The following is a 21982-nucleotide window of genomic DNA, read 5'->3' as shown; positions in this document are numbered from 1 at the left end:
TCGGCCGTTTTCCCCTGATCCGGGCCGTGGGGTGTTTGAGCGGGGCCCACAGTAGTTTGGTCCAGACCATTGACCCGCCGTTCGGTCGCTCTCTAGCATTTGCGGCATCACGGCACCCTCCCGGGGCAGCTGTCCCTCCCTCCTCACGCGTCACCCGCACGGGCCGTGCATGCATACGGTTTCAGCCAGGCGGCCGGACCGCCACGACCCGGCCCCCAGGAGCGTCATGCCCGATTCCAGCCAGCGGCCTCACTTCCCGACGCCCGGGGCATCCGGCCCGGAGGCCCAGGCCCTCGCCGAGGCCGTCCTCTCTGTCGGGCAGGAACGCCTCTGGTTCCTGGGCCAGTTCGAGCCGGGGGACCCGGCGTACAACATTCCGCTCGTGCTCCGGTTCACCGGTGCGCTTTCGGCGGACGCCCTCGGCGCGGCGCTGGACGCGGTTGCGGGCCGGCACGAGGCGCTGCGCAGCCGCTTCCCCGCCCTCGACGGCCGCCCGTACGTCGTGGTGGACCCACCGGCCCCGGTCCCATGGGACAGCCATGATCTGCGGGGGTGCGCGGAGGCCGAAACCGCCGCAAGGATCGGGGAGTTCACCAATCGGCCGTTCGACCTGGCGGAAGGGCCGCTGCTGCGTGCCACGCTGCTGCGTACCGGGGAGGACACGTACACCTTCTGTCTGGTCGTGCACCACATCGTCGCCGACGGCTGGTCGCTCGGCCTGCTGCGCTCCGAACTCGCCACGCTGTACTCGGCGTTCCGCGCAGGCGACGGGGCCGCACTGGAGGATCCGCCCTCCTACCTGGCGCACGCCGCCGCGGAGCGCGCCTGGCTGGACGGCCCGGAGGCCGCCGCCGCCCTCGATCACTGGCGCCGGCTGCTCGACGGCACCCAGCCGCTGGCGCTCCCCGCCGAGCGCCCCCGGCCTTCCGTTCCGACCAGCCGGGGCGCCTATCGCACCCAAGTCCTGCGCGGTCTGGGCAGGACGGTGGAGGGCTTCGCCCGTGCCCGCCGGCTCACCCCCTTCATGGTGATCGCCGCGGCCTACCAACTCCTCCTCCACCGCTGCACGGGCCAGGACGACTTCTGCGTGGGCGTGCCCACCGCCGCGCGCACGACGGTCGACAGCGAGCGGACGGTCGGCTACTTCTCCTCGACCCTCGTCCTGCGCGCCGACTTCTCCGAAACCCGGTCCTTCGACGCCCTGCTGCGGCAGATCCGAGGCGACTGGCTCCGCGCCCTGACGCACGGCCGCGTCCCGTTCGAACGGCTCACCGAGGAATTGCGGCAGGACCGGGACACCGGACGTACGCCCGTCTTCCAGACGCTGCTTACTGTGCACACCCAGAGTGGCGGCGACCTGGGCGCGCACCGCTTCGCGGACCTCCTCTGCGCCGAGGCGGACGGCGGCCACACCGCCGCCAAGTTCGAACTGAGCCTGGACGTCCGCCCGGACGGTGACGACCTGCACGCGGTCTTCGGCTACCGCACCGATCTCCTGGACGCGCCGGAGGTGGCCCGGTTCGCCGCCCGCTTCGAGATCCTGCTGCGCGCCGCCCTGGAGGAGCCCGACACGCCCGTGCACCTGCTGCCCCTGCTGGACGAGGGGGAGTCGGCGCTGCTGCGGGACGAGGCGGCGGGGCCCGCGCTGCCGGAGTACCCCCCGACGGTCCTCGCCGCGATCGACCGGAGGATGGCCCGAGCCGCCGATGCCCCGGCCCTCGTCGGCCCAGGGGAAACCCTCACGCGCGGACAACTCGCCGACGCCTCCCGCGCCCTGGCCGCCCGGCTCATGGCGGCCGGGGTCCGCCGCGGCGACCTCGTCGCGTTCTGCCTGCCCCGGGGACCGCGGCCGGTCGTGGTGATGCTCGCCGCCTGGCGCGTCGGCGCGGGCTTTCTCGCGCTGGACCCGGAATACCCCGCCGGACGGCTCGACTTCATGCTGCGGGACAGCGGGGCGGCGGTCCTGCTGACCGGGGACGGCGCACCCGTCCCGGGCCTCATCGCCGATGTCCCCGTCCTGTCCGCCGCCCCCGGCAACCCGTCCGCCCCGCCTTCCGGCCCCGGCATCGAGGCCGGTCCGCTTCCCGGCCCAGGCACCGAGGCCGCCCCGGACGATCCCGCGTACGTCATCTACACCTCGGGGTCCACCGGCACGCCCAAGGGCGTCCTCGTGCCGCACCGCGCACTCGCCGCTCGGGTCGCCTGGATGCGTCAGGGCTACGGCCTCGGCGAGAGCGACCGGGTCCTGCACAGCGCCTCGCTCTCCTTCGACACCAGCGCCGAGGAGATCTTCCCGGCCCTGGCGTCCGGCGCGGTCCTCGTCACCGCCCGCCCCGGAGCGGCCCTCGGCGACCAGCTGGCCGAGCCCTACGCGGCGGGGGTCACCGTCCTGGACCTGCCGACCCCCTACTGGCACCACCTCGTCGCCGACCTCGCCGAAACCCCGTGGCCGGACACGCTGCGCCTGGTCGTCCTGGGCGCCGACCAACTCCGCGCCGAAGCGGTCGCCGCGTGGCGGGCCCGGTTCGGCGACACCGTGCGGCTGGTGAACTCCTACGGCCCGACGGAGACCACGGTCATCGCCACCACGGCGGAGCTCGGCGCGCCGGACGGGCTGCGCAGGCCGCCCATCGGCCGCCCGATCGGCGCGACCACCCTGGCCGTGCTGGACCGCCACGGCACGCCCGTCCCGCCCGGCACCCCCGGCGAACTCGTCATCGGCGGGGCCGGGGTCGCCGACGGCTACCTGGGCCGCCCCGGGGCCACCGCCCGCGCCTTTGTGCCCGACCCGGACGGACCGCCGGGGGCCCGTCGCTACCGGACCGGCGACCGGGTCCGGCGCCGGGCCGACGGGCAGCTGGAATTCCTGGGCCGGCTCGACGGCCAGGTGAAGGTGCGCGGCTTCCGGGTCGAGCCCGGCGAGGTCGAGGCCGCGCTCACCGCCCTGCCCGGCGTGGCCGATGCCGTGGTCCACGCCCGCGGCGACCGGCTCGTCGCCCACGTCGTCCCGGCCCCGGACGCGTCCGCGCCGGACCCGGCCCGGCTGCGCGCGGAACTGGCCGCCGTGCTGCCCCCGCACCTGGTCCCCGGCGCCTGGGCCGTGCTCGACCGCCTGCCGCTCACCCCCAACGGCAAGGTGGACCGGGCGGCCCTGCCGGACCCCGGCGGCGCGTCCCCCGTGCGGGCCGCCTTCGTGGAGCCCAGGACCGAGGCGGAGGAACTGGTCGCCGACATCTGGCGCCAGGTGCTGGGCTCGGGGCCGGTCGGCGCGGACGACGACTTCTTCGACCTGGGCGGCCACTCGCTCCTCGCGACGCGGGTCATCGCCCGGCTCCGCGCCTCCGTCGACCTCGCCGTCCCCCTGCGCACCCTGTTCACCCACCGCACCTGCGCCGCCTTCGCCGAAGCCGTGGAGGCCGCTCTGGCCGCCGAGATCGACGCCCTGTCGGACACGGACGCCGAAGAGCTGCTGGCCGCGCAGGACGCACTGGAAGGAAGCCGGCCCCGCTCATGAGCGCCGACACCGCCCACCCGGCGGAACCAGCCGCCGCCCGCCTCACGGCCGCGAAGCGGGAACTGCTGCGCCGCCGCCTGTCGGCGCGCCCCGCCGCCCGGGCCACCATCCCGCGCCGGGACCCGGACACGCCCGTGCCGCTCTCGTTCGCACAGGAACGCCTGTGGTTCATGGAGCAGTTCGCCCCCGGAACCGCCGCGTACAACATCCCGGTGGTCCGGCGGCTGCGCGGCCCGCTGGACACCGGCCTGCTGCGCGCCGCCCTGGACGCGGCGGTCGCCCGGCACGAGACGCTGCGCTCGCGCTACCCGGCCACCGACGACGGCCTCCCGCTGCTGGTCATCGACCCGCCCGGCCCGGCGGCCCTCACCGAGGCCGTGGCCGAGTCACCGGCCGAGGCCGAACGCCTGGTGGACGAGGCGTCCGCCGTCCCCTTCGACCTGGAGCGGGGCCCGCTGCTGCGGGCCCTGCTGATCCGGCTGGCCGCCGACGACCACGTCCTGCTCCTGGTCGTCCACCACAGCGTCAGCGACGGCTGGTCCAGCGAGGTCCTGCTCGGCGAAGTGCTGCGCCACTACGCCGCCGGCGTCGCGGGCGAACCCAATCCGCTGCCCGAACTGGCCGTGCAGTACGGGGACTTCGCGCTGTGGCAGCGCGAGCAGCTGAGCGGTGAACGGCTCGCGGCCGAGGTCGCCCACTGGTCCGGCGAACTCGCCGGGATCGAACCGCTGGAGCTCGCCTTCTCCCGCCCCCGCCCGCCCCGCCAGACCTTCGAAGGCGCCGGGTACGCGTTCTTCGTCGACCGCCCCCTGCTCGACCGGCTCGCGGCGCTCGGCCGGCTCCACGACGCGACCGTCCACATGGTGCTCCTGGCCGCCTTCCAGATCCTCCTCGCCCGCTTCAGCGGCCAGCGCGACTTCGCCGTCGGTTCCCCTGTCGCCGGACGCACCGAGCCGGAACTCGAAGACCTGGTCGGCATGTTCGTCAACGTCATCGCGCTGCCGGCCCGGCTGGAGGGCGATCCGTCATTCGCCGAGCTCCTGCGCCGCACCCGCGAAACCTGCCTGGACGCCTACGCGCACCAGGAGCTGCCGTTCGCGCAGCTGGTCAGCGAGCTGAAGGTGGCACGCGACGTCTCGCGCCCGCCCGTCTTCCAGGCCGTGCTCGCCGTACAGAACTACGCCACCCAGCGCGACGCCGCGGCGGCGGGCGGCCTGAGCGCCGAGCCCTTCGGGGTACGAGCCAGCGGCACCCGCTTCGATCTCGAACTCTTCCTCCAGGAGTGGCCCGACGGGCTGCACGGCTCCTTCAACTTCAACACCGACCTCTTCGACCCCGCCGACATCGGACGCCTCGCCGATCACCTCGGCAGGATCCTGCGCTCCGTGGCGGCCGCCCCCGAGACCCCGCTCTCCGGCCTCGCCGGGCCCACCCCGGAGGAGCGCGACACCGAGACCGAGCGGTACAACGACACCGCTGTGGACCGTCCGCCCACCACCCTCACCGCCCTGGTGGCCGAGCAGATCGCCCGGACCCCCGACGCGGTCGCCGTCGCCGTCGAGGGCCGGCCCGCCCTCACCTACCGGCAGCTCGACGAGCGGGCCGACCGGATCGCAGCCCGGCTGGCCGCCGAGGGCATCGGTCCGGGCGGCCTCGTCGCCATCTGCTCGGAACGCTCACCCGAACTCGTCGCCGGGCTGCTCGGCATCCTGCGCACGGGCGCGGCCTACGCCCCGCTGGAACCCGGCTACCCCGCCGAACGCCTCGCCTTCCTCCTCGCCGACAGCGACGCGCCCGTCCTGCTCACGCAGCGCGGACTGCCCACCCCGCACGGCTGCACCGCGCAGATCATGCTGCTGGACGACCCCGAGGAACCGCCCCGCTCGCGCCGCGGTCCTGCCGGGCCCACCCCCGACGACCCCGCCTACCTCATCTACACCTCCGGCTCCACCGGCCGCCCGAAGGGCGTGCCCAACACCCACCGGGCCATCGCCAACCGCCTCCAGTGGATGCAGGACACCTACCGGCTGGGCCACGACGACGCCGTCCTGCAGAAGACCCCCGTCGGCTTCGACGTATCGGTGTGGGAGTTCTTCTGGCCCCTGACCACCGGTGCGCGCATCGTCCTCGCCAAGCCCGGCGGCCAGAAGGACGCCGGCTATCTGCTCGACCTCATCGCCACCGCGGGCGTCACCGTGGCGCACTTCGTGCCCGCCATGCTGACCGTCTTCCTCGCCGAGGAGGGCGTCGAACGGTGCACGACACTGCGCCGCGTGATCAGCAGCGGCGAGGCCCTGCCGCCCGACACGGCCCGCGAACTGACCGGCCGACTGCCGCACTGCGCCCTCGCCAACCTGTACGGCCCGACGGAGGCGGCGGTCGACGTCTCCTCGTGGGAGTGCGCCGGGCCCCTGGAGACGGTGCCGATCGGACGGCCCATCGACAACACCCGGCTGTACGTGCTGGACGCCGCCCTGCGCCCCGTGCCGCCCGGGGCCCCCGGAGAACTGCACATCGGCGGCACCGCCGTGGCCCTCGGCTACCACCGCAGGCCCGGCGGGACCGCGGCCCGGTTCGTGCCCGACCCGTACGGTCCGCCCGGCTCCCGCCTCTACCGCACCGGGGACCTGGCCCGCCGCCTCCCGGACGGCACCCTCCAGCACCTCGGCCGCGTCGACGCGCAGATCAAGCTGCGCGGGCTGCGCATCGAGCCCGGCGAGACCGAGGCCGCGCTGCGCGCCCAGCCCCACGTCGCCGACGCGGCGGTCGTCCTGCGCGAGGACCGGCCCGGCGACCAGCGCCTCGTCGGATACGTCGTGCCCGCCGGCCCGGACGAGCCCGATCCGGCCCGGCTGCGTACGGCCCTCAAACGGGTGCTCCCCGAACACCAGGTGCCCTCGGTGGTCGCCGTCGTCCCCGCCCTGCCGCTCACCCCCAACGGAAAGCTCGACCGCCGCGCCCTGCCCGCACCGCAGCTGCGGCGGTCGACCGGCGCGACCCGGCCCGCCACCGAGGTGGAACGCCTGCTCGCCGGGATCTGGGGCGAGGTGCTCGGGCTGACGGAGGTCGGAACGGACGAGGACTTCTTCGACATCGGCGGCCACTCGCTCCTGGCCACCCAGGTCGTCGCGAGGGCCCGCGCCCGGCTGGCCGAGGCGGGCGCCCGGCCCGTCAGCGTCATGGACCTCTTCACCCACCGCACCGTCCGCGACCTGGCCGCCGTCGCCTCCCGGGACGAGAGCGACGACTCCCCGAGGCCGCTGCTGCACCGGCTCACCCCGCCCGTGTCCGCCGCCCACCGCACCCGCACCTTCGTCTGTGTGCCGTACGGCGGCGGCAGCCCCGTCGTCTACCAGCCCGTCGCCGACGCGCTGCCCGCCGACACCGAACTGTGGGCGGTCGCTGTACCGGGCCACGACGTCGGTGTCACCGAGGAGTCCGTGCCGTTCGACGAACTCGCCGAGCGCATCGCGGCGGAGGTACGGGAGCGGACCGAGGGGCCCGTCGTGGTCTACGGGCACTGCGCGGTCGGCACGGCCCTGGCGATCTCCGTCTCCCGGCTGCTGGAAGCCGCCGGGCACCCGCTGGAAGCGGTCTACGCCGGAGCCCAGTTCCCCTTCGCCCGGCCACGCAGCCGGGTGCTCAACGCGCTGAGCCGCGTCGCCTCACTCGAACCGCTGCTCGGCGACCGGGTCTACGCGAACTGGCTCATCGGGCTCGGGGTGAACACCTCCGACCTCGACAAGGAGCAGGCGGCCTTCATCATCGGCAACATGCGCCGGGACACCCAGGCCGCCGAGGACTACTTCACCCGCGCCATCGCCGACGTGGCCGCCGGCGCGCCCCGGCTGCGCGCCCCGCTCATCTGCCTGATCGGCGACCAGGACCCGGCGGCCGACTTCTACCAGGAGCGCTACCGCGAGTGGCTGCTGCTGGCCGAGCGCTCCGCCGTCGCCGTGCTCGACCAGGGCGGTCACTTCTTCCTCAAGTACCGGGCCACCGAGGTCGCCGAGGCGGTGACCACCGTGCACCTCGCGGTGCGCGACGGCGTGACCGACGAACTGCCCGTCCGCGATCCGCGGCACTCGTGGTGGTTCCACGGGGACACCGGGCCGGTGACGGCGGCAGTTGAGGAGTCCGGCACGGAAACCCCCGCCGAGGACGCGAAGTCCGACGCCGGGCCCGAACCCAGCATGCGACGGTTCCTCGCGGTCGCGAGCGGGCAGCTGGTCTCCATCACCGGCTCGGCGCTGACCGAGTTCGCGCTGCCGCTCTGGATCCTGCTGAACACCGGCTCCCTCACCCGGTACGCGCTCTACGCGGTGATCGCCATGGTCCCCGGCATCCTCGTCGGCCCGCTGGCGGGCGCCCTCGTCGACCGGCTGGACCGGCGCACCGTACTCCTCGCGGGCGACCTCACCGCCTGCACCACGCAGGCCGGGCTCCTGGCCCTGCTCCTCACCGGGAACCTGCACTCCTGGGAGGTGTACGTCCTGCTGGGCGTGCTCTCCCTCGCCCTGACCTTCCAACGGCTCGCCTACGCCTCGGCGGTCCCGCAGCTGGTACCCAAGCAGTACCTCGGCCACGCCAACGGCATCGTCCAACTCGCTTTCGGCACAGCCCAGTTCGTCGTGCCGCTGGTGGCCGTCGCGCTGATGGCCGCAATCGGTCTGGGCGGCATCCTCGTCATCGACGTGGCCAGCTACGTCCTGGCCATCGGCGTCCTGCTCGCGGTCAAGTTCCCCCGGACGCTGCCGTGGACCCGGCGCGAGTCCCTCGTCTCCGAGATCCGGCACGGCTTCGCCCATTCCTGGCGCAACCGGGGCTTCCGGGCGATGCTGCTGTGGTTCGCCGGGCTGAACCTCTTCCTCTCCCCGCTCTTCCTGCTCATCACCCCGCTGGTCCTCGCCTTCGACGACCTCCAGGGCGCGGCGCGGGTCGCGATGGCGGGCGGCGCGGGCGCGATCCTGGGCGGGGTCGTCATGGGGTTCTGGGGCGGCCCCCGGCGCCACCGGCTGCGCGGCATGCTCGGCCTCGCCGCACTGCTCGCCCTGGCCGGGGCCCTCACCGGGCTGCACGCCGGTCTCTGGGTGATCGCCGCCGGAGCGTTCGGCATGTCGTTCGCGCTCTCCCTCGTCAACGGCGTCTACTCCACGATCGTCCAGGTCAAGGTCCCGCAGCGCTTCCACGGCCGCGTCTTCGCCCTGAACACCCTCGTCGCCTGGTCCACCCTGCCGCTGGGCCACGGGATCATCGCCCCGCTCGGCTCCTCGGTGCTGGGGCCCCTGATGGAGCCCGGCGGGGCGCTCGCCCCCGTCTTCGGCCCCTTGATCGGCACCGGACCCGGTCGCGGCATCGCCCTGATGTACGTGCTGTTCGGGTGCGCCATGCTCGGCCTGGTCGCGCTCGGCCTGCGCCTTCCGGTGCTGGCGCGCTTCGACCGCGACGTTCCGGAGGCCGAGCCGGACGATCTGGTCGGTCTGCGCGAGCGTGCCCGGATCGCCGCCGCCCGCCGCGCGAAGGAGAGCCGGACATGACACCGACGGCGGCCACCACACTGCCCGCCCTGCTTGCCCACCGGGCCACCGCCCACGGCGAGCGCACCGCCCTGGTCACCAGCCGCGAACGGCTCGACTTCGCGTCCTGGCACGCCCGGTCGGGGGCGTACGCCCGCGCGCTGCGCTCCGCCGGGGTGCGGCCCGGAGACCGGGTGGTGCTGCACCACGGCACGGCCCGCTGGACCGAATACGCCGTCGCCTTCCTCGCGGTGCTGCGGGCGGGCGGGGTGGCCGTCCCGCTGTCCGACCGGACGGCGCCCGCCACCACCGCCCATGTGCTCGCGGACACGCGGGCCCGCTTCCTGCTGCACGGCACGGGGGACGGCCCGCCCGCGCTGCCGGAGGGCACCACCGTGCTGACGGAGGCCGACGCCGACGGCCACCCCTCCCGGCCCGACCTGCCCGAGCCCGCGCCCGGTGACCTCGCCCAGATCCTCTACACCTCCGGCACCACCGGCACCCCGAAGGCGGTCGGAGCCCGGCACGCCAACCTGGCGTACGGCTGCACCCTCGACGAGCGCAGGCGGCCGCTGCGTCACTCGTCCGCCTTCCTGCACGCCTTCCCGGTCGGCACGAACGCCGGGCAGACCATGCTGGTCAACGCGCTGAACGCGTACGCCACCTGTGTCACGGCCCCGCAGTTCACCCCGGCCCGCTTCCTGCGCCTGCTCTCGGAGCACGACATCGGCAGCGTGTTCCTCGTACCGGCCATGGCGATCGAACTGCTGGCGTCCGCCGCGCTCACCGACGCGGGGTCGTCGGGTGCGCGCGACGCCGTGCGCCTGGTGGGTTCCACGGCCGCCGCCCTCCCTCAGCCGGTCGCGCTCGGACTCGTCCGGGCCTTCCCGAAGGCGCAGGTCGTCAACTACTACACGTCCACCGAGGCCGCCCCCGCCCAGGTCACGTTGCTCTTCGACCCGGCCCGCCCGGACTCGCCCGGCCGTCCCGCCTCCCTGGCCGATCTGCGGGTGACCACACCCGGGGGAGAGCCGCTGCCCGCGGGGCGGCCGGGAGAGCTGTGGCTGCGATCGGCGGCGGCTCCGCGGGCGTACGTGGGTGAGACGGACGACGAGGTCTTCCAGGGACGCTGGATACGCATGGGCGACCTGGGCCGCGTGGACGAGGAGGGCTTCCTCCATCTGCTCGACCGGGAGCGGGACGTCGTCAAGTCGGGCGCCCACAAGGTTTCCACCCTCCAGGTCGAGAACGCCCTGCACGCCCATCCGCTGGTCCGGGACGCCGCCGCCCTCGGAGTGCCGCACCCGGTCCTGGGAAGCGTCGTCGCCGCCGTGGTCGTCGCCGACGACGGTCTGACCACCACCGCACTGCGGGCCTTCCTGCTCGACCTGCTGGCCGTCCACGAACTGCCGGCCACCGTGCTGTTCCACGACACCCTGCCGCGCAACGAGGCCGGCAAGGTCCTCAAACGCGAACTGCGCCGCATCCTCGCCCAAGACCACCCCGAGGCCATCCTGTGAACGCGACCCTCAGCTCCGCCCAGCACGGCGTCTGGCTCACCGAGCGCACCCTGGACACCGCTTCCGCCTATCACCTCACCCTGGCCCTATGTCTCGACGGCCCGCTCGACACCAGCCGCCTGAACCGGGCCTGCGCCGCCGTCGCCGCCCAGCACCCGGCCCTCACCACGGTGTTCGCCGCGGACGGCACCCCCCGGCCCGGTCCCGGACCCGGGCGCCCGCGCACGGTCGAGTGCACCGACGGCACACTCGACGCGCTGCTCGCCCGGGAACGGGCCCAGCCCTTCGACCTCGCCCACGGCCCGCTGCACCGCTTCGCACTCCTGCGGCTGTCCCCGGTCCGGCACGTCCTGGTCCTGACCGCCCATCACCTCGTCTTCGACGGCGAGTCCAAGGACCGGCTCGTCGACGACCTGGCCACCGCCTACCGGGGCGGGCCACCGGCTCCGGCCGCCCCGCAGCCGGCCGCCGCACCGTCCCCCGACGCCCTCGCGGACGCCGAAGCGTACTGGGCCACCCGCTGGCGCGATCCGGCCGCTCCCGCGCTCCCGGGCCTCACGGTCCCCCCGGTGGCCGGTACCGCTCCCGCGCCGGGCGCGGAGATCACGTGGAGCCTCGGCCCCGAGCGGGCCGCGCTGCTCGGTGCCACGGCCGAACGGCTCGGGCTCACCCGCTTCGAACTGCTCACCGCGTCCTGGCACGCCCTGCTCGCCCGCTACGGCGAGGCCGCCCCCGTCACGGCCATCGAGTTGTCGCTCCGCACGCCGGGCACGGCCACGGGCGTGGGGCTGGCCGTCAACGAGCTGCCCCTCTTCACCACCGCCGACCTCGACGCGCCCTTCGCGACCTGGTCCCGGACGGTGCGGGCCGAACTGCGCGCCCTGTACCGGCACCGGGCCGTCCCGCTCGGCCGTTCCGTACGCGGACTGACCCCGCGCACCGCGCTGACCCCCCTCTCCCTCAGCTACCGGCGGCGCCCGGAGCGACCGCGCCCCGACTTCGGTGCCGAGGTCCGCGCCGAGGTCCGCTGGCTCGGCTTCTGCGGCACCGCGCGCAACCTGGCGCACCTCCAGCTCGTCGACTCGGGTACGGAGGTGGAGGCGAGCCTCCAGTTCCGCGCGGCGGCGCTCACCGCCGACGGCGCGCGACGGATCGCGGACCACTGGACGACCCTCCTCGACGGCGTACTGGCCGGCCCCGACACCCCGGTCGGCGATCTGCCGCTGCTGACACCCGGTGAACGGGCCGCGCAACTGGCAGCGCCGAGTCCGCGGCCCGAACTCACCCGGCGCACGGTGCCCTCACTCTTCGCCGAGGCGGTGGCCGCCCGCCCCGACGCGACCGCGGTCGTCCGCGGCGACGAGACCCTGACCTACCGGGAGCTGTCCGCCCTGGTCGCACACGCGGCCGCCGCGCTGGCCCGGCACGGCGCGGGCCCCGGCACCCTCGTCGGCATCGAACTGCCGCGCGGCCGCGACCAGCTGGTGGTCCTCCTCGCCTCGCTGGCCCTCGGCTCCGTCCACCTGCCGCTCGACCCCGACCACCCGGCCGAGCGGCTGGCGTTCCTCAGGGCCGACTCGCGCCTCGCGCTGCGCGTCACCACACGCCCCGAGGGCCCCGGCGACCTCACCCCGGAGGCCCTGGCACCCGTCGGGCCGGACACCCCGGCGCTGCCCCCGGGCCCGACGCCCGCCCACCCCGCGTACGTGCTCTACACCTCCGGCTCGACCGGCCGCCCCAAGGGTGTCGAGGTGCCGCACTCGGCGCTCGCCAACGTCCTGGGCGCGCTGCGCGACCACCTGGGCTCCGGCCCCGACGACCGTTGGCTCGGGCTCACCTCGCTGTCCTTCGACATCTCGGCGGTCGAACTGCTGCTGCCCCTCATCAGCGGCGGGCGCGTCGTCCTGGTACCGGAGGGAGGTCACCGCGACGGGCCCGCGCTGCTCGGGCTCATCGATCACCACCGGGTCACGCACGTCCAGGCCACGCCCAGCGGGTGGAGGCTGCTGCTCGACGCGGGGCTCGGCGACGACGCGGCCGGACTCACCGCCCTGTCCGGCGGCGAGGCGCTGCCACCCGCGCTGGCCGCGGAGCTGGGCACCGTCAGCAAACGACTGGTGAACGTCTACGGTCCGACCGAGACCACCATCTGGTCCACCCTGGCGGAGCCCGCCGTGGGCGACGACGGCCAGGTCCTCATCGGCGAACCGCTCGCCAACACCCGTGCCTATGTCCTGGACGGCCGGCTGCGCCCGGTCCCGTACGGACTGCCCGGCGAGCTCTACCTCGGCGGCGCCGGTCTGGCGCACGGCTACCGGCACCGCCCCGGCCTGACGGCCACGCGTTTCGTCCCCGACCCGTACGGGCCTGCGGGCGCGCGCCTCTACCGCACCGGGGACCTCGTGCGGCGCCTGCCCGACGGCGGCCTCGTCTGCATCGGCCGCTCGGACAACCAGGTCAAGGTGCGCGGCCACCGGATCGAACTGGGCGAGATCGAGGCCCGGCTGGCTTCGCACCCCTCGGTCGCGCAGGCCGCCGCCGCGGTGCACGGCGCGGACGGCGAGCGCAGGCTGAGCGCCTATGTCGTCCCGGCCGGCCCGGCGCCCACGGCCCAGGAGCTGCACGCCCACCTCGCCGCCGCGCTTCCCGCCGCCGCCGTCCCCGCCACGTACACGGTGCTGGAGGCGTTCCCGCTCACCCCCAACGGCAAGCTGGACCGGGCCGCGCTTCCGGAGCCGGTCCCGGCGCGCGGACCCGCGCCGGGCGGCGGCGCGGGGACCGGGTCCGACCCCACCATCGACGCGGTGCTCGCGATCTGGCGCGAGGTCCTGGAGCTGGACGATCTCGGCTGCGACGAGGACCTGTTCGACCTCGGCGGCCACTCCCTGACCATCACCGCCATCGCCGCCCGTATCCACCGCACCCTCGGCGTGGACCTCCCGTTCGACGTCTTCTTCGACGCCCCCACCGTGCGCGGCATCGCCGCCGCCGTCACCGCACTGCGCAAGGAGTAGCACCATGACCGAACCCAGCCGCTACCTCGTGGCCGTCAACGACGAGGAGCAGCACGCCCTCTGGCCGGAGGGCGCCGAACTGCCCGCGGGCTGGCGGGCGGAGGGCTTCACCGGCACCGAGGAGGAATGCGTCGCGCACGTCGACCGGGTGTGGCCGGACATCCGCCCCCTGAGCCTGCGCCGCCGCCTGGCCGACGAGGCCGCCCGGTGACCGCGCCCGCCCCCACCCCGGAGAGTGTCGCCCGGCTCGTCGAACGGGCCACCGATGGCCGGCTCGCCGCCGCGGAGCTCATGGACTCCACCGAACCCCTGGCCGCGCTCGGCGTCAGCTCGCTGTCCCTGCTGCGGCTCGCCGACAGTCTGGAGTCGGAGTACGGCGTCCTCATCGACCTCGGCGACCGGGCGCTGTACACCGAAGGTCTCGCGGGCCTGACCGCCCGGGTGCGGGCTCTGGCCGCCGAGGGCACCGAGTGACGGCGACGACGGCGCAGACCACCGCGTCCTTCGCCTTCGCGGGCGGCCGGAGCGGCGATGCCCCGCTGACCTGGGGCCAGCGCGCGATCTGGAACGCGATCGGGCGTACCCGGCCCAACGACCACTACTTCAACATCGGCCGTGTCCTGCCGCTCGCCGACCGGGGCGCACCGGTGGACCTGCCCCGGCTGACGGACGCTCTCACGGCGCTCCTCGTCCGCCACGAAGCGCTGCGCACCCGGATCGCGGACGAGGACGGGGAGCCGCGCCAACGCCTGCACGGCGAAGGGCGGGTGGAGGTCCGTGTCGTCGAGGCGGACGATCCGCAGGAAGCGGCGACGGCCGCCGACGCCCTGTTGTCGTCGCTGACCGCCCACCGCTTCGCCTACGCGGGCGAGTGGCCCGTACGGTTCGGCGCCGTCCGGCACGCGGGGCGGATCACGCACGCCGTGCTGGCGCTGTGCCATCTGGCAGCCGACGGGCACGCCGCCGAGGTCCTGGTCCGCGACCTGCGGCTGCTCGCCCGCCGCGGGTCGGCCGGTCCGGCCTGCGCCGCGAACCCCCTCGACCTGGCGCGCCATCAGGCGTCCCCGGCCGGCCACCGCGCGGGCCGGGCCGCGCTCGCGCACTGGGAGAGGGGGCTGCGGGCGGCGTCCCCGACGATGTTCCCCGCACCGGTCGCCGAGCCGAGCACGCCCCGCTTCTGGACGGGCCGGCTGGTCTCCGCCGCGCTTCCCCGGGCCATCGACGCTCTGGCCGCCGCGCACCGGGTCAGCGGCTCGACCGTGCTGCTGACCGCCTCGGCCGCCCTGGTCGCCGCCGGTCAGGGCCACCAGGTCGCGGCGGTCATGCCGATCGCGGGCAACCGCGCGGCCGAGGGCCACCGCACCCTGGTCAGCACGCTGTCCCAGGACGCGTTGTTCATCCTGCGCATGGACGAGGCCGGTCCGGACGCCGACTTCACGGATCTGCTGGCGGGTGCCTGGCCGGCCGCGCTCGCCGGATACCGCGCCGCCTCCTACGACCCCGCCGACTTCGACGCCCTGCTGGACCGGATGTCCGCGGAGCGCGGCACCGAGGTCCATCCGTACTGCTGCTTCAACGACATGCGCCTGGTGGAGCGCCCGGCGGCGCCCCGGCCCGCGCCGTGCCCGGACCAGGACGCCGCGCTCAGCCGCCGCGGCGTCCTGGATTTCCCCGCGACCCAGGACCGGGTGGCCTGCCGGTACTGCCTGCACGTGAGCGGGGACGACAGCGCGCTCACCGTCACTCTGACCGCCGACACCGCGTATCTGCCACCGCACACCATCCATGCCCACCTGCGCGCCATCGAGGAGGTCGTCGTGACCGCGTCGGCCGGAAACCCGCCCCTTCTGACGGAGCTGCCCGCACTCCTCACGAAGACCGAGGAGGCCGCCCGGTGAGCGCCGAACCGGCCCCGAGACCCCTCGCCCGTGCCGGGACGACGTCCTGCGTACAGGGCGGGTTCATGCGCTTCGCTGTGACCTCCGGCGAGGGCGCCCCGCTCACCGGCCACGTCGTCGTCTCCGACGCCGTGCACGGGCGCCCGATGGCCCGCGCGTCCGTGCACGGCACCGAGTGGACCCTCGACATCCCGGACGACTGGCCCAGTTCGCTGTACGTGGCCCGGTTCCACGACGCCCGTCCGCAGACGCCGGAGCCGGAGCGGGACGCCGAACACGAGGTGTGGTTCGTCGTGCGCGCGGCCCGGCCCGCGACCACCTCGTCCGTGCTCGTCTCCATCCCCTTCGCCACCTGGCGCGCCTACCACCGCGCGGGGCAGCCGGGCCGGAGCCTCTACTACGCCGAGGAACCGGGCCGCGCCGCCCGGGTGTCCTTCACCGACCCGGGAGGGGGCCCGCCGCCCGAGCGCTGGGAGGAGCCGTTGCTGCGCTGGCTGCCCGGGGCCGGCTATCCGGTCGAGTTCTGTTCCGGTCTCGACCTGGACGACGGAGAAGAACTCCTCGCCCCCTATCGGCTGTTGGTCGTCAACGGGCACGACGAGTACTGGTCGGCCGGGATGCGCGACAGCGTCGAGACCTTCGCCCGCCGGGGCGGCAACCTCGCCTTCTTCGCCGGCAACACAGCCTGGTGGCAGATGCGCCTGGAGGACGGCGGCCGCACGATGGTCTGCCATCGCGACGCCGCGTCCGACCCCGTCCCCGACCCCCGCCTCACGACTGTCGAGTGGTCCAGTTCGCCCGTCGACCGCCCCGAGAACGCGATGACCGGCGTCAGCTTCCGCAATGGCGCCGGCTCCTGGGGCGCGGGCATGGGCCTCATCGGCCGCGAGTCCTACACGGTCCGGTTCGCCGGCCACTGGGTCTTCGAAGGAACCGGCCTCCGCGACGGGGACACCTTCGCCCGGGGCGCCCTCGGGTACGAGACGGACGCCGCCGATCTCGACTGGTCGGCCGGGGTGCCCCGCGCCACGGGCCGGGACGGCACCCCGCGCTCGTTCACCGTGCTCGCCACCGCCGACCTGCGGCACTGGCGTACGTACGGGCAGGGCGGCTGGGCCACCATGGGCGTCTTCCGGCTGGGCGCCGGTACGGTCTTCAACGCCGCCACCATCAACTGGGGCCGGGCGCTGGCCGATCCGGTGGTGGACCGGATCACCCGCAACGTGCTGGACCGGCTCGGCGGATGGACTCCGCAGCACGCCTGGCACGCCGTGGGGCAGGCACCGGGGCTGCGGGCGCTCGCCGCCTGCGAAGGGCGGCTCTTCGCCGTCTCCGAGGACGGCGAGACCCTGCTCCACCGTGAGCCGTCCGAGCAGAACCTGCCGTGGGCCGCCTGCCCTCCGGCCCCGGGGCCCGCGCCGCGGATCCGGTGCCTGGCCGCCCCGCGCGAGGCATGCCACCCCATGCCGCTGGCCCTGCTGGCCGTGGACACCGACGACCGGCTGCTCGTACGCGACCCAGTGCCCGGGCCGGCACCCTGGACCCCGGTGGGCGAGGTCCCCGTCGGCACGACGGCGCTGGCGATGTGCGACAACACGCTGTTCGCGGTGACCCCGCACGACGACACCCTGTACGGGCGGCCCGCACCGCACCCGGACGCGCCGTGGACGGTGCTGGGCCCCGCGGGCGGGGCGGTCTCGCTGACCGTGCTCAACGCGCGTCTCTACGCCACCGGCCCGGACGGGCTGCTCACCCGCCCGCCGGTCGTCACCAAAACCCCCTTCGAACCGGCGGGCCCCTTCCCGGTCACCAGGGCGCTCGCCTCGTACGCGGGACGACTGCTGGCGGCGACGCGGGACGGCCTCCTCGTCAGCCATGGACCGCCGCGCCGCTCATGACCCGGACAGGGGCCTAATGCGCGGCGTCCAGTTTCGCCCGCTGGTCCTGAGTGAGGTCGAGGTCCACCGCCGCCAGACTCTCCTCCAGCTGAGCCACCGAGGACGCGCCCACCAGGGGGATGACCGGGATCTGGCCCCCCATCAGCCAGGCGAGGACGACCTGGTTCCGCGTGGCTCCCGTCTCCGCCGCGACCTCGGCCAGGGCGGTGAGCCGGGCAGCCGTGCCCGCGTTCTGGTAGCCGGGGTCCAAGGGCTTGTCCGTACGGCCGTAGCTGCCGTTGAGGAGCGGGGAGTACGCGACCAGGCAGAGGGACGGGTCCTCACGGAGGTAGCTGAGGTGGTCGCCGGAGGCGACCCCCAGGTCGCCGTCGGGGGAGCGGAGCGTGGGCTCGTCGGTGCGGTGGCGGAGGTAGCTGTGGTGGTACTGCAGCACCTCGTAGCCGGGCAGACCCGCGGCCGCCGCGAGAGCCCGGGCACGCTCCAGGCGCCAGACACGATGGTTGCTCGCACCCAGCAGGCCCACCGTGCCGTCGGCGACGACGGCGGCGAAACCCTCCACCGTCTCCTGCAGGGCAACGCGGGGATCCTCGATGTGCGCGTACAGCAGGTCCAGCTTGTCCGTGCCGAGATTGTCCCGGCTGCGCTCGGCCGACTCCCGGATCGTCTTCGCCGTGAGGCTCTCGACGTCCTTCGTGAAGGTCGAGGTGGGGTGATTGGGGCGGCCGCCGAGCTTGGTGGCGATCGTGATCCCGTCGCCCACGCCCCGGCTGCGCCGCCACCGTCCCAGAAGCCGCTCGCTCTCACCGCCCTGGGTGCCGTTGACCCAGAACGCGTAGTTGTTGGCGGTGTCGATGAAGGTACCGCCGGCTTCGACGTACCGGTCGAGGATCGCGTACGAGGTCGCCTCGTCGGTGGTGGTGCCGAACCGCATGGCACCGAGGCTCAGAACGCTCACCTCACGGCGGGTGTCCGGATTTTGACCGATGGTGCGGTAGCGCATGCGGGTGCCTTTCGAAGGGTGCCTGGAGCTTCGGCGGCGAGTCTGCCTCCTGGAGTGCTCTCGAAGTCAAGGGGGGCCGGGACAGGTTCATGAGAGCCGGCAGGAAGCCCGGACGCTGCGCAGTTCGGTCCTCAGCACGGGCGTGCCGTCGACAGGGGCCGGGTCCTCCGCGGTCGGCTCGATTCCGCCGGCAGCGATCTTGTCGAGCGTCTTCAGACCGGCGGCGCCGACCGTGCCGAACACCGTGTAGTCCGGCCGCAGTGCGGAGTCACCGTAGACGACGAAGAACTGCGAACCGTTCGTGTTCGGCCCGGCATTGGCCATCGCCAGCAAGCCGCGCCCGTAGACGCGACGGGCGCCGGTCGGATCAGTCGGCGCCGGCGGCAAGTCCACCGGCAGCTCGTCCTTGTACGCGTACCCCGGTCCACCCTCGCCGGTGCCGGTCGGGTCGCCGCACTGCAGGACCTTCAGCGTCGGATACGCCGTCAGCCGATGACACACCGTACGGTCGTAGAACCGGTGGCGCGCCAGGTGCACGAAGCTCTGGACGGTGCAAGGCGCCTTCGCCCGGTCCAGACGCAGGGGCAGCGGCCCCTGGCTGGTCGGGACAGCCATATCGACCGTTCCGCGACTGGGGGTGTGCCGCGGGTCGGGCGGCAGGGGAACCGGCCGAGCCGCCGGGTCGTCCGGTGTCTGGGAGTACTGGCAAGGCCCGTGCGTGGTCCGCGGCGGGGCTTCGGAAGCGGAGGCGGTGACGCCGCCCCCGGACACGACCAACGTCAGTGCCGCCAGCGCGGTCATGAGGCCTCGGTTCATCCTGCACACCCTCCAGAAGATCGTCAGATTTCGGAGCGGTCGCAGTCTAGTCAGTCGGCGCTCCGCTCCGCAGGCGAGCCGAGGTTCTGGGTGGCGGCCCAGGAGGCGAGGAGGCGGAGTCCCTCTTCGTGGGGCGAGCAGGGTTCGGCGGTGTAGACGGTGAGGGTGAGACCGGGTGCGGCGGCCATCTCCAGGCCTTCGTAGGCGAGGGTGAGGTCGCCGACGGTGTGATGGTGGAAGCGTTTGGTGCCGGTGCCGTGGTGGCGGACGTTGTGGGCGCCCCAGCGGGTGCGGAACTCGTCGCTGCGGGTGGACAGCTCGCCGACGAGGTCGTGGAGGTCCTTGTCGTGGGGGTTGCGGCCGGCTTCGGTGCGCAGGATGGCCACGGCGACGTCGGCGGCCTGATCCCAGTCGGGGAAGAAGAGCCGGGAGGCGGGGTCGAGGAACTGGAACCGGGCCAGGTTGGCCTGGTTGCCGGCGGTGGCGTAGACGTCGCCGTAGAAGGCACGGGCGAGCTGGTTGGTGGCCAGCAGGTCCATGCGGCCGTTGCGGACGAAGGCCGGGCCGGCGGTGATGGCGTCCAGGACCCATTGCAGGCTGCGGTGCGCCTTCCACGGCGCGGCGCGGCGGCGGGGGCGGGTGAGGGCGTCGGAGCCGTCGGCGGCCTGCGCCAGGTTCAGCAGGTGGGCCCGCTCGGCGTCGTCGAGACGGAGGGCGCGTGCGACGGCTTCGAGGACGGCCGGGGAGACACCGGCGAGGTTGCCGCGCTCCAGCTTGGCGTAGTACTCCACGCTGACATCGGCGAGCGCGGCGACCTCGCTGCGAGGCAGGCCCGGTACCCGTCGGCGGCTCCCGGCGGGCAGGCCGGCCTGCCCGGGAGTGATCTTGGCTCGCCGCGAGGTCAGGAACTCGCGGACCTCTTCTCGGTTGTCCACGCCTCCGACGGTACGTCCCGCCCGCGTCCAAAGGGATGTACTGGCAGTACACCCCTTGATGGTGTCTCGCTCCCCGCGCGAAGAGCGGGTTATCTGGATGACGTGGTGCTTTCCCGGGGCGGCAGACCTCGCTCGGACGACACCGACGGCCACCGGCTTTCACCGGTCCCGGCGGACCTCGCGAGCCAAAGCGCAGACGGGGCGCACGACCGTCGGCAATCACAATGATCAAGGAGACACCCGACATGGCCGACCATGACTTCGAGCAGATCTTCCCGCTCGGGGACACCAATGACGCCTACGCCGAGAACTTCGTCGGGCAGAGCTACCTCGCCCCTTTGACCGGCGGGAGCGTCCCGGTCAGCAACGTGTCCTTCGAGCCGGGCTGCCGCAACAACTGGCACATCCACCACGGCACCGGTGGCGGCGGTGACCAGATCCTGCTGTGCACGGCCGGCAGCGGCTGGTACCAGGCCGAGGGCCAGGACCCGGTCAGCATGACCCCCGGCACGGTGATCCGCGTCCCGGCGGGCACGAAGCACTGGCACGGCGCGAAGGCCGACGCGTGGTTCTCCCACCTCGCCCTCATCACGCCGGGAGACGACGTCGGCAACGAATGGCTGGAGCCGGTCACCGACGAGGTGTACGGCCGGCTGCCCAAGAACGGAGAGAACGCATGAGCATCCTGAACGAGACCTACACCCTTTCCAACGGCGTCGAGATCCCCAAGCTCGGCCTGGGCACGTGGTTCATCGACGACGACCAGGCAGCCGCAGCCGTCCGCGCCGCAGTCGAGATCGGCTACCGCAACATCGACACCGCACAGGCGTACGGCAACGAACGCGGCGTCGGAGAAGGCATCCGCACCTCCGGCGTGGCGCGCGAGGACCTGTTCGTATCGACAAAGCTGGCCGCCGAGATCAAGGACCACGACACGGCGGCCGCTGCGATCGACGAGTCGCTGGCCAAGCTGGACATCGGCCACATCGACCTGATGCTGATCCACGCCCCTCAGCCGTGGGACGACTTCCGCGGCGGCGACTACGCCGAGGGCAACCGCCAGGCATGGCGCGCACTGGAGGACGCCCACAAGGCAGGGAAGGTCCGCGCCATCGGAGTGTCGAACTTCCTCCCGTCCGACCTGGAGAACATCCTCGCCCACGGAACGGTGGCACCGCAGGTGGACCAGGTGCTCCTGCACGCCGGGAACACCCCGGACGAGCTGCTGGCCTTCTGCGAGGAGCGCAACATCCTCGTACAGGCGTACTCGCCGATCGCCCACGGCACGCTCCTCGACAGCCGCCGGATCAAGACGATCGCCGAGAATTACCAGGTGAGCGTCCCGCAGCTCTGCATCCGCTACACCCTGCAACTGGGCACCCAGCCGCTGCCGAAGACCGCGAACCCCGAGCACATGCGCTCCAACGCCGACGTCGATTTCGAAATCTCCGAGGACGACATGGCCACCCTGCGCACCCTCGACGAGCGCGACTACGGCGAGCACGCCGCCTTCCCCGTCTACAGCGGCAAGTAGAACCGCACCCGCCGGCCGCCACGCACCACGTCCGGGGTACCCACTGTTGGCCGTCTTGGCGTGGTGCGGGGGCTCGACCGTGAGAGACGGACATTCAGTCATTCGACTGTCGTCCGCGGCGGGCCGCGCGGTGAAAGCCGTGACAGATACGTTGTCGTCGCCACCGTCCCGCACACCCACCCAGACCATGAGACCGGATCCCGACAAGGTGCCACGTCACGAAGTAGGGCCGACATCCGGACGCCTCACACGTGTGAACGGCGTGCCCACCGCATACGAAATGCTCTCCTCGGCCCTCACCAGCGGCTCTCCGGCACGGTCCGTCGGCGACCCACGG

The 21982-nt window shown here is 73.8% G+C and carries 13 protein-coding genes; 10 read left to right on the top strand and 3 right to left on the bottom strand.

The features are described 5' to 3' along the window. Window positions 1-226: 226 nt before the first annotated feature. The 8 genes from OHS17_RS00430 to OHS17_RS00395 all read left to right on the top strand — a co-directional run bounded on the left by OHS17_RS00430 (window position 227) and on the right by OHS17_RS00395 (window position 17360). Window positions 227-3514 (top strand): amino acid adenylation domain-containing protein, encoded by a 3288-nt coding sequence (locus tag OHS17_RS00430; protein WP_330310506.1) that lies wholly within the window; start codon window positions 227-229, stop codon window positions 3512-3514. After that, complete coding sequence (locus OHS17_RS00425) at window positions 3511-9051, top strand: non-ribosomal peptide synthetase/MFS transporter (RefSeq protein ID WP_330310505.1); 5541 nt, start codon at window positions 3511-3513, stop codon at window positions 9049-9051. The genes OHS17_RS00430 and OHS17_RS00425 overlap by 4 nt, the downstream gene beginning before the upstream one ends. After that, window positions 9048-10550, top strand: coding sequence for a class I adenylate-forming enzyme family protein (locus OHS17_RS00420; protein WP_330310504.1), 1503 nt, complete (start codon window positions 9048-9050; stop codon window positions 10548-10550). Before OHS17_RS00425 ends, OHS17_RS00420 begins: the two co-directional genes overlap by 4 nt. Further along, window positions 10547-13564, top strand: coding sequence for a non-ribosomal peptide synthetase (locus OHS17_RS00415; RefSeq protein ID WP_330310503.1), 3018 nt, complete (start codon window positions 10547-10549; stop codon window positions 13562-13564). Before OHS17_RS00420 ends, OHS17_RS00415 begins: the two co-directional genes overlap by 4 nt. Before the next feature lie 4 nt (window positions 13565-13568). Next, window positions 13569-13775: an MbtH family protein gene (locus tag OHS17_RS00410; protein WP_018520704.1), complete on the top strand. Its 207-nt coding sequence runs from the start codon at window positions 13569-13571 to the stop codon at window positions 13773-13775. After that, on the top strand, window positions 13772-14038 hold the full coding sequence (locus OHS17_RS00405) for an acyl carrier protein (protein WP_018104796.1): 267 nt from the start codon (window positions 13772-13774) through the stop codon (window positions 14036-14038). The genes OHS17_RS00410 and OHS17_RS00405 overlap by 4 nt, the downstream gene beginning before the upstream one ends. Then, entirely contained in the window at window positions 14035-15462 is a 1428-nt protein-coding gene (locus OHS17_RS00400) for a condensation domain-containing protein (protein ID WP_330310502.1), read from the top strand. The genes OHS17_RS00405 and OHS17_RS00400 overlap by 4 nt, the downstream gene beginning before the upstream one ends. Window positions 15463-15527: 65 nt before the next feature. Further along, window positions 15528-17360 carry a N,N-dimethylformamidase beta subunit family domain-containing protein gene (locus OHS17_RS00395; RefSeq protein WP_330310501.1) on the top strand — a complete coding sequence of 611 codons (1833 nt, stop codon included), beginning with the start codon at window positions 15528-15530 and terminating at the stop codon, window positions 17358-17360. 13 nt (window positions 17361-17373) lie between these two features. Here OHS17_RS00395 and OHS17_RS00390 read toward each other — a convergent pair whose 3' ends face one another. From OHS17_RS00390 to OHS17_RS00380, 3 genes are all read right to left on the bottom strand, one after another. Next, window positions 17374-18360 carry an aldo/keto reductase gene (locus tag OHS17_RS00390; protein WP_330310500.1) on the bottom strand — a complete coding sequence of 329 codons (987 nt, stop codon included), beginning with the start codon at window positions 18358-18360 and terminating at the stop codon, window positions 17374-17376. Window positions 18361-18447: 87 nt separating this feature from the next. Next, window positions 18448-18975 (bottom strand): peptidylprolyl isomerase, encoded by a 528-nt coding sequence (locus OHS17_RS00385; RefSeq protein ID WP_330310499.1) that lies wholly within the window; start codon window positions 18973-18975, stop codon window positions 18448-18450. Between the two features lie 251 nt (window positions 18976-19226). Next, the gene (locus OHS17_RS00380) at window positions 19227-20111 is read right to left on the bottom strand and encodes a helix-turn-helix transcriptional regulator (protein WP_330310498.1); all 885 of its coding nucleotides are present in this window, start codon (window positions 20109-20111) and stop codon (window positions 19227-19229) included. A 245-nt stretch (window positions 20112-20356) separates the two neighbouring features. Here OHS17_RS00380 and OHS17_RS00375 point away from each other — a divergent pair, with 245 nt between their 5' ends. After that, entirely contained in the window at window positions 20357-20791 is a 435-nt protein-coding gene (locus OHS17_RS00375; protein ID WP_330310497.1) for a cupin domain-containing protein, read from the top strand. Next, complete coding sequence (locus tag OHS17_RS00370; RefSeq protein ID WP_330310496.1) at window positions 20788-21645, top strand: aldo/keto reductase; 858 nt, start codon at window positions 20788-20790, stop codon at window positions 21643-21645. Before OHS17_RS00375 ends, OHS17_RS00370 begins: the two co-directional genes overlap by 4 nt. Window positions 21646-21982: the final 337 nt, after the last annotated feature.

The organism is Streptomyces sp. NBC_00523 (assembly GCF_036346615.1).
In the GTDB taxonomy this organism is placed as follows: domain Bacteria; phylum Actinomycetota; class Actinomycetes; order Streptomycetales; family Streptomycetaceae; genus Streptomyces.
Note: the sequence above shows the minus strand (reverse complement) of the source record. Positions and strands in the feature narration are given on the sequence as shown.

Bases quoted from the DNA above. Each gene is read 5' to 3' on its own strand.
- OHS17_RS00430 (WP_330310506.1), top strand. From the start codon at position 227: ATGCCCGATTCCAGCCAGCGGCCTCACTTCCCGACGCCCGGGGCATCC.
- OHS17_RS00425 (WP_330310505.1), top strand. From the start codon at position 3,511: ATGAGCGCCGACACCGCCCACCCGGCGGAACCAGCCGCCGCCCGCCTC.
- OHS17_RS00420 (WP_330310504.1), top strand. From the start codon at position 9,048: ATGACACCGACGGCGGCCACCACACTGCCCGCCCTGCTTGCCCACCGG.
- OHS17_RS00410 (WP_018520704.1), top strand. From the start codon at position 13,569: ATGACCGAACCCAGCCGCTACCTCGTGGCCGTCAACGACGAGGAGCAG.
- OHS17_RS00395 (WP_330310501.1), top strand. From the start codon at position 15,528: ATGCGCTTCGCTGTGACCTCCGGCGAGGGCGCCCCGCTCACCGGCCAC.
- OHS17_RS00390 (WP_330310500.1), bottom strand. From the start codon at position 18,360: ATGCGCTACCGCACCATCGGTCAAAATCCGGACACCCGCCGTGAGGTG.
- OHS17_RS00385 (WP_330310499.1), bottom strand. From the start codon at position 18,975: ATGGCTGTCCCGACCAGCCAGGGGCCGCTGCCCCTGCGTCTGGACCGG.
- OHS17_RS00375 (WP_330310497.1), top strand. From the start codon at position 20,357: ATGGCCGACCATGACTTCGAGCAGATCTTCCCGCTCGGGGACACCAAT.
- OHS17_RS00370 (WP_330310496.1), top strand. From the start codon at position 20,788: ATGAGCATCCTGAACGAGACCTACACCCTTTCCAACGGCGTCGAGATC.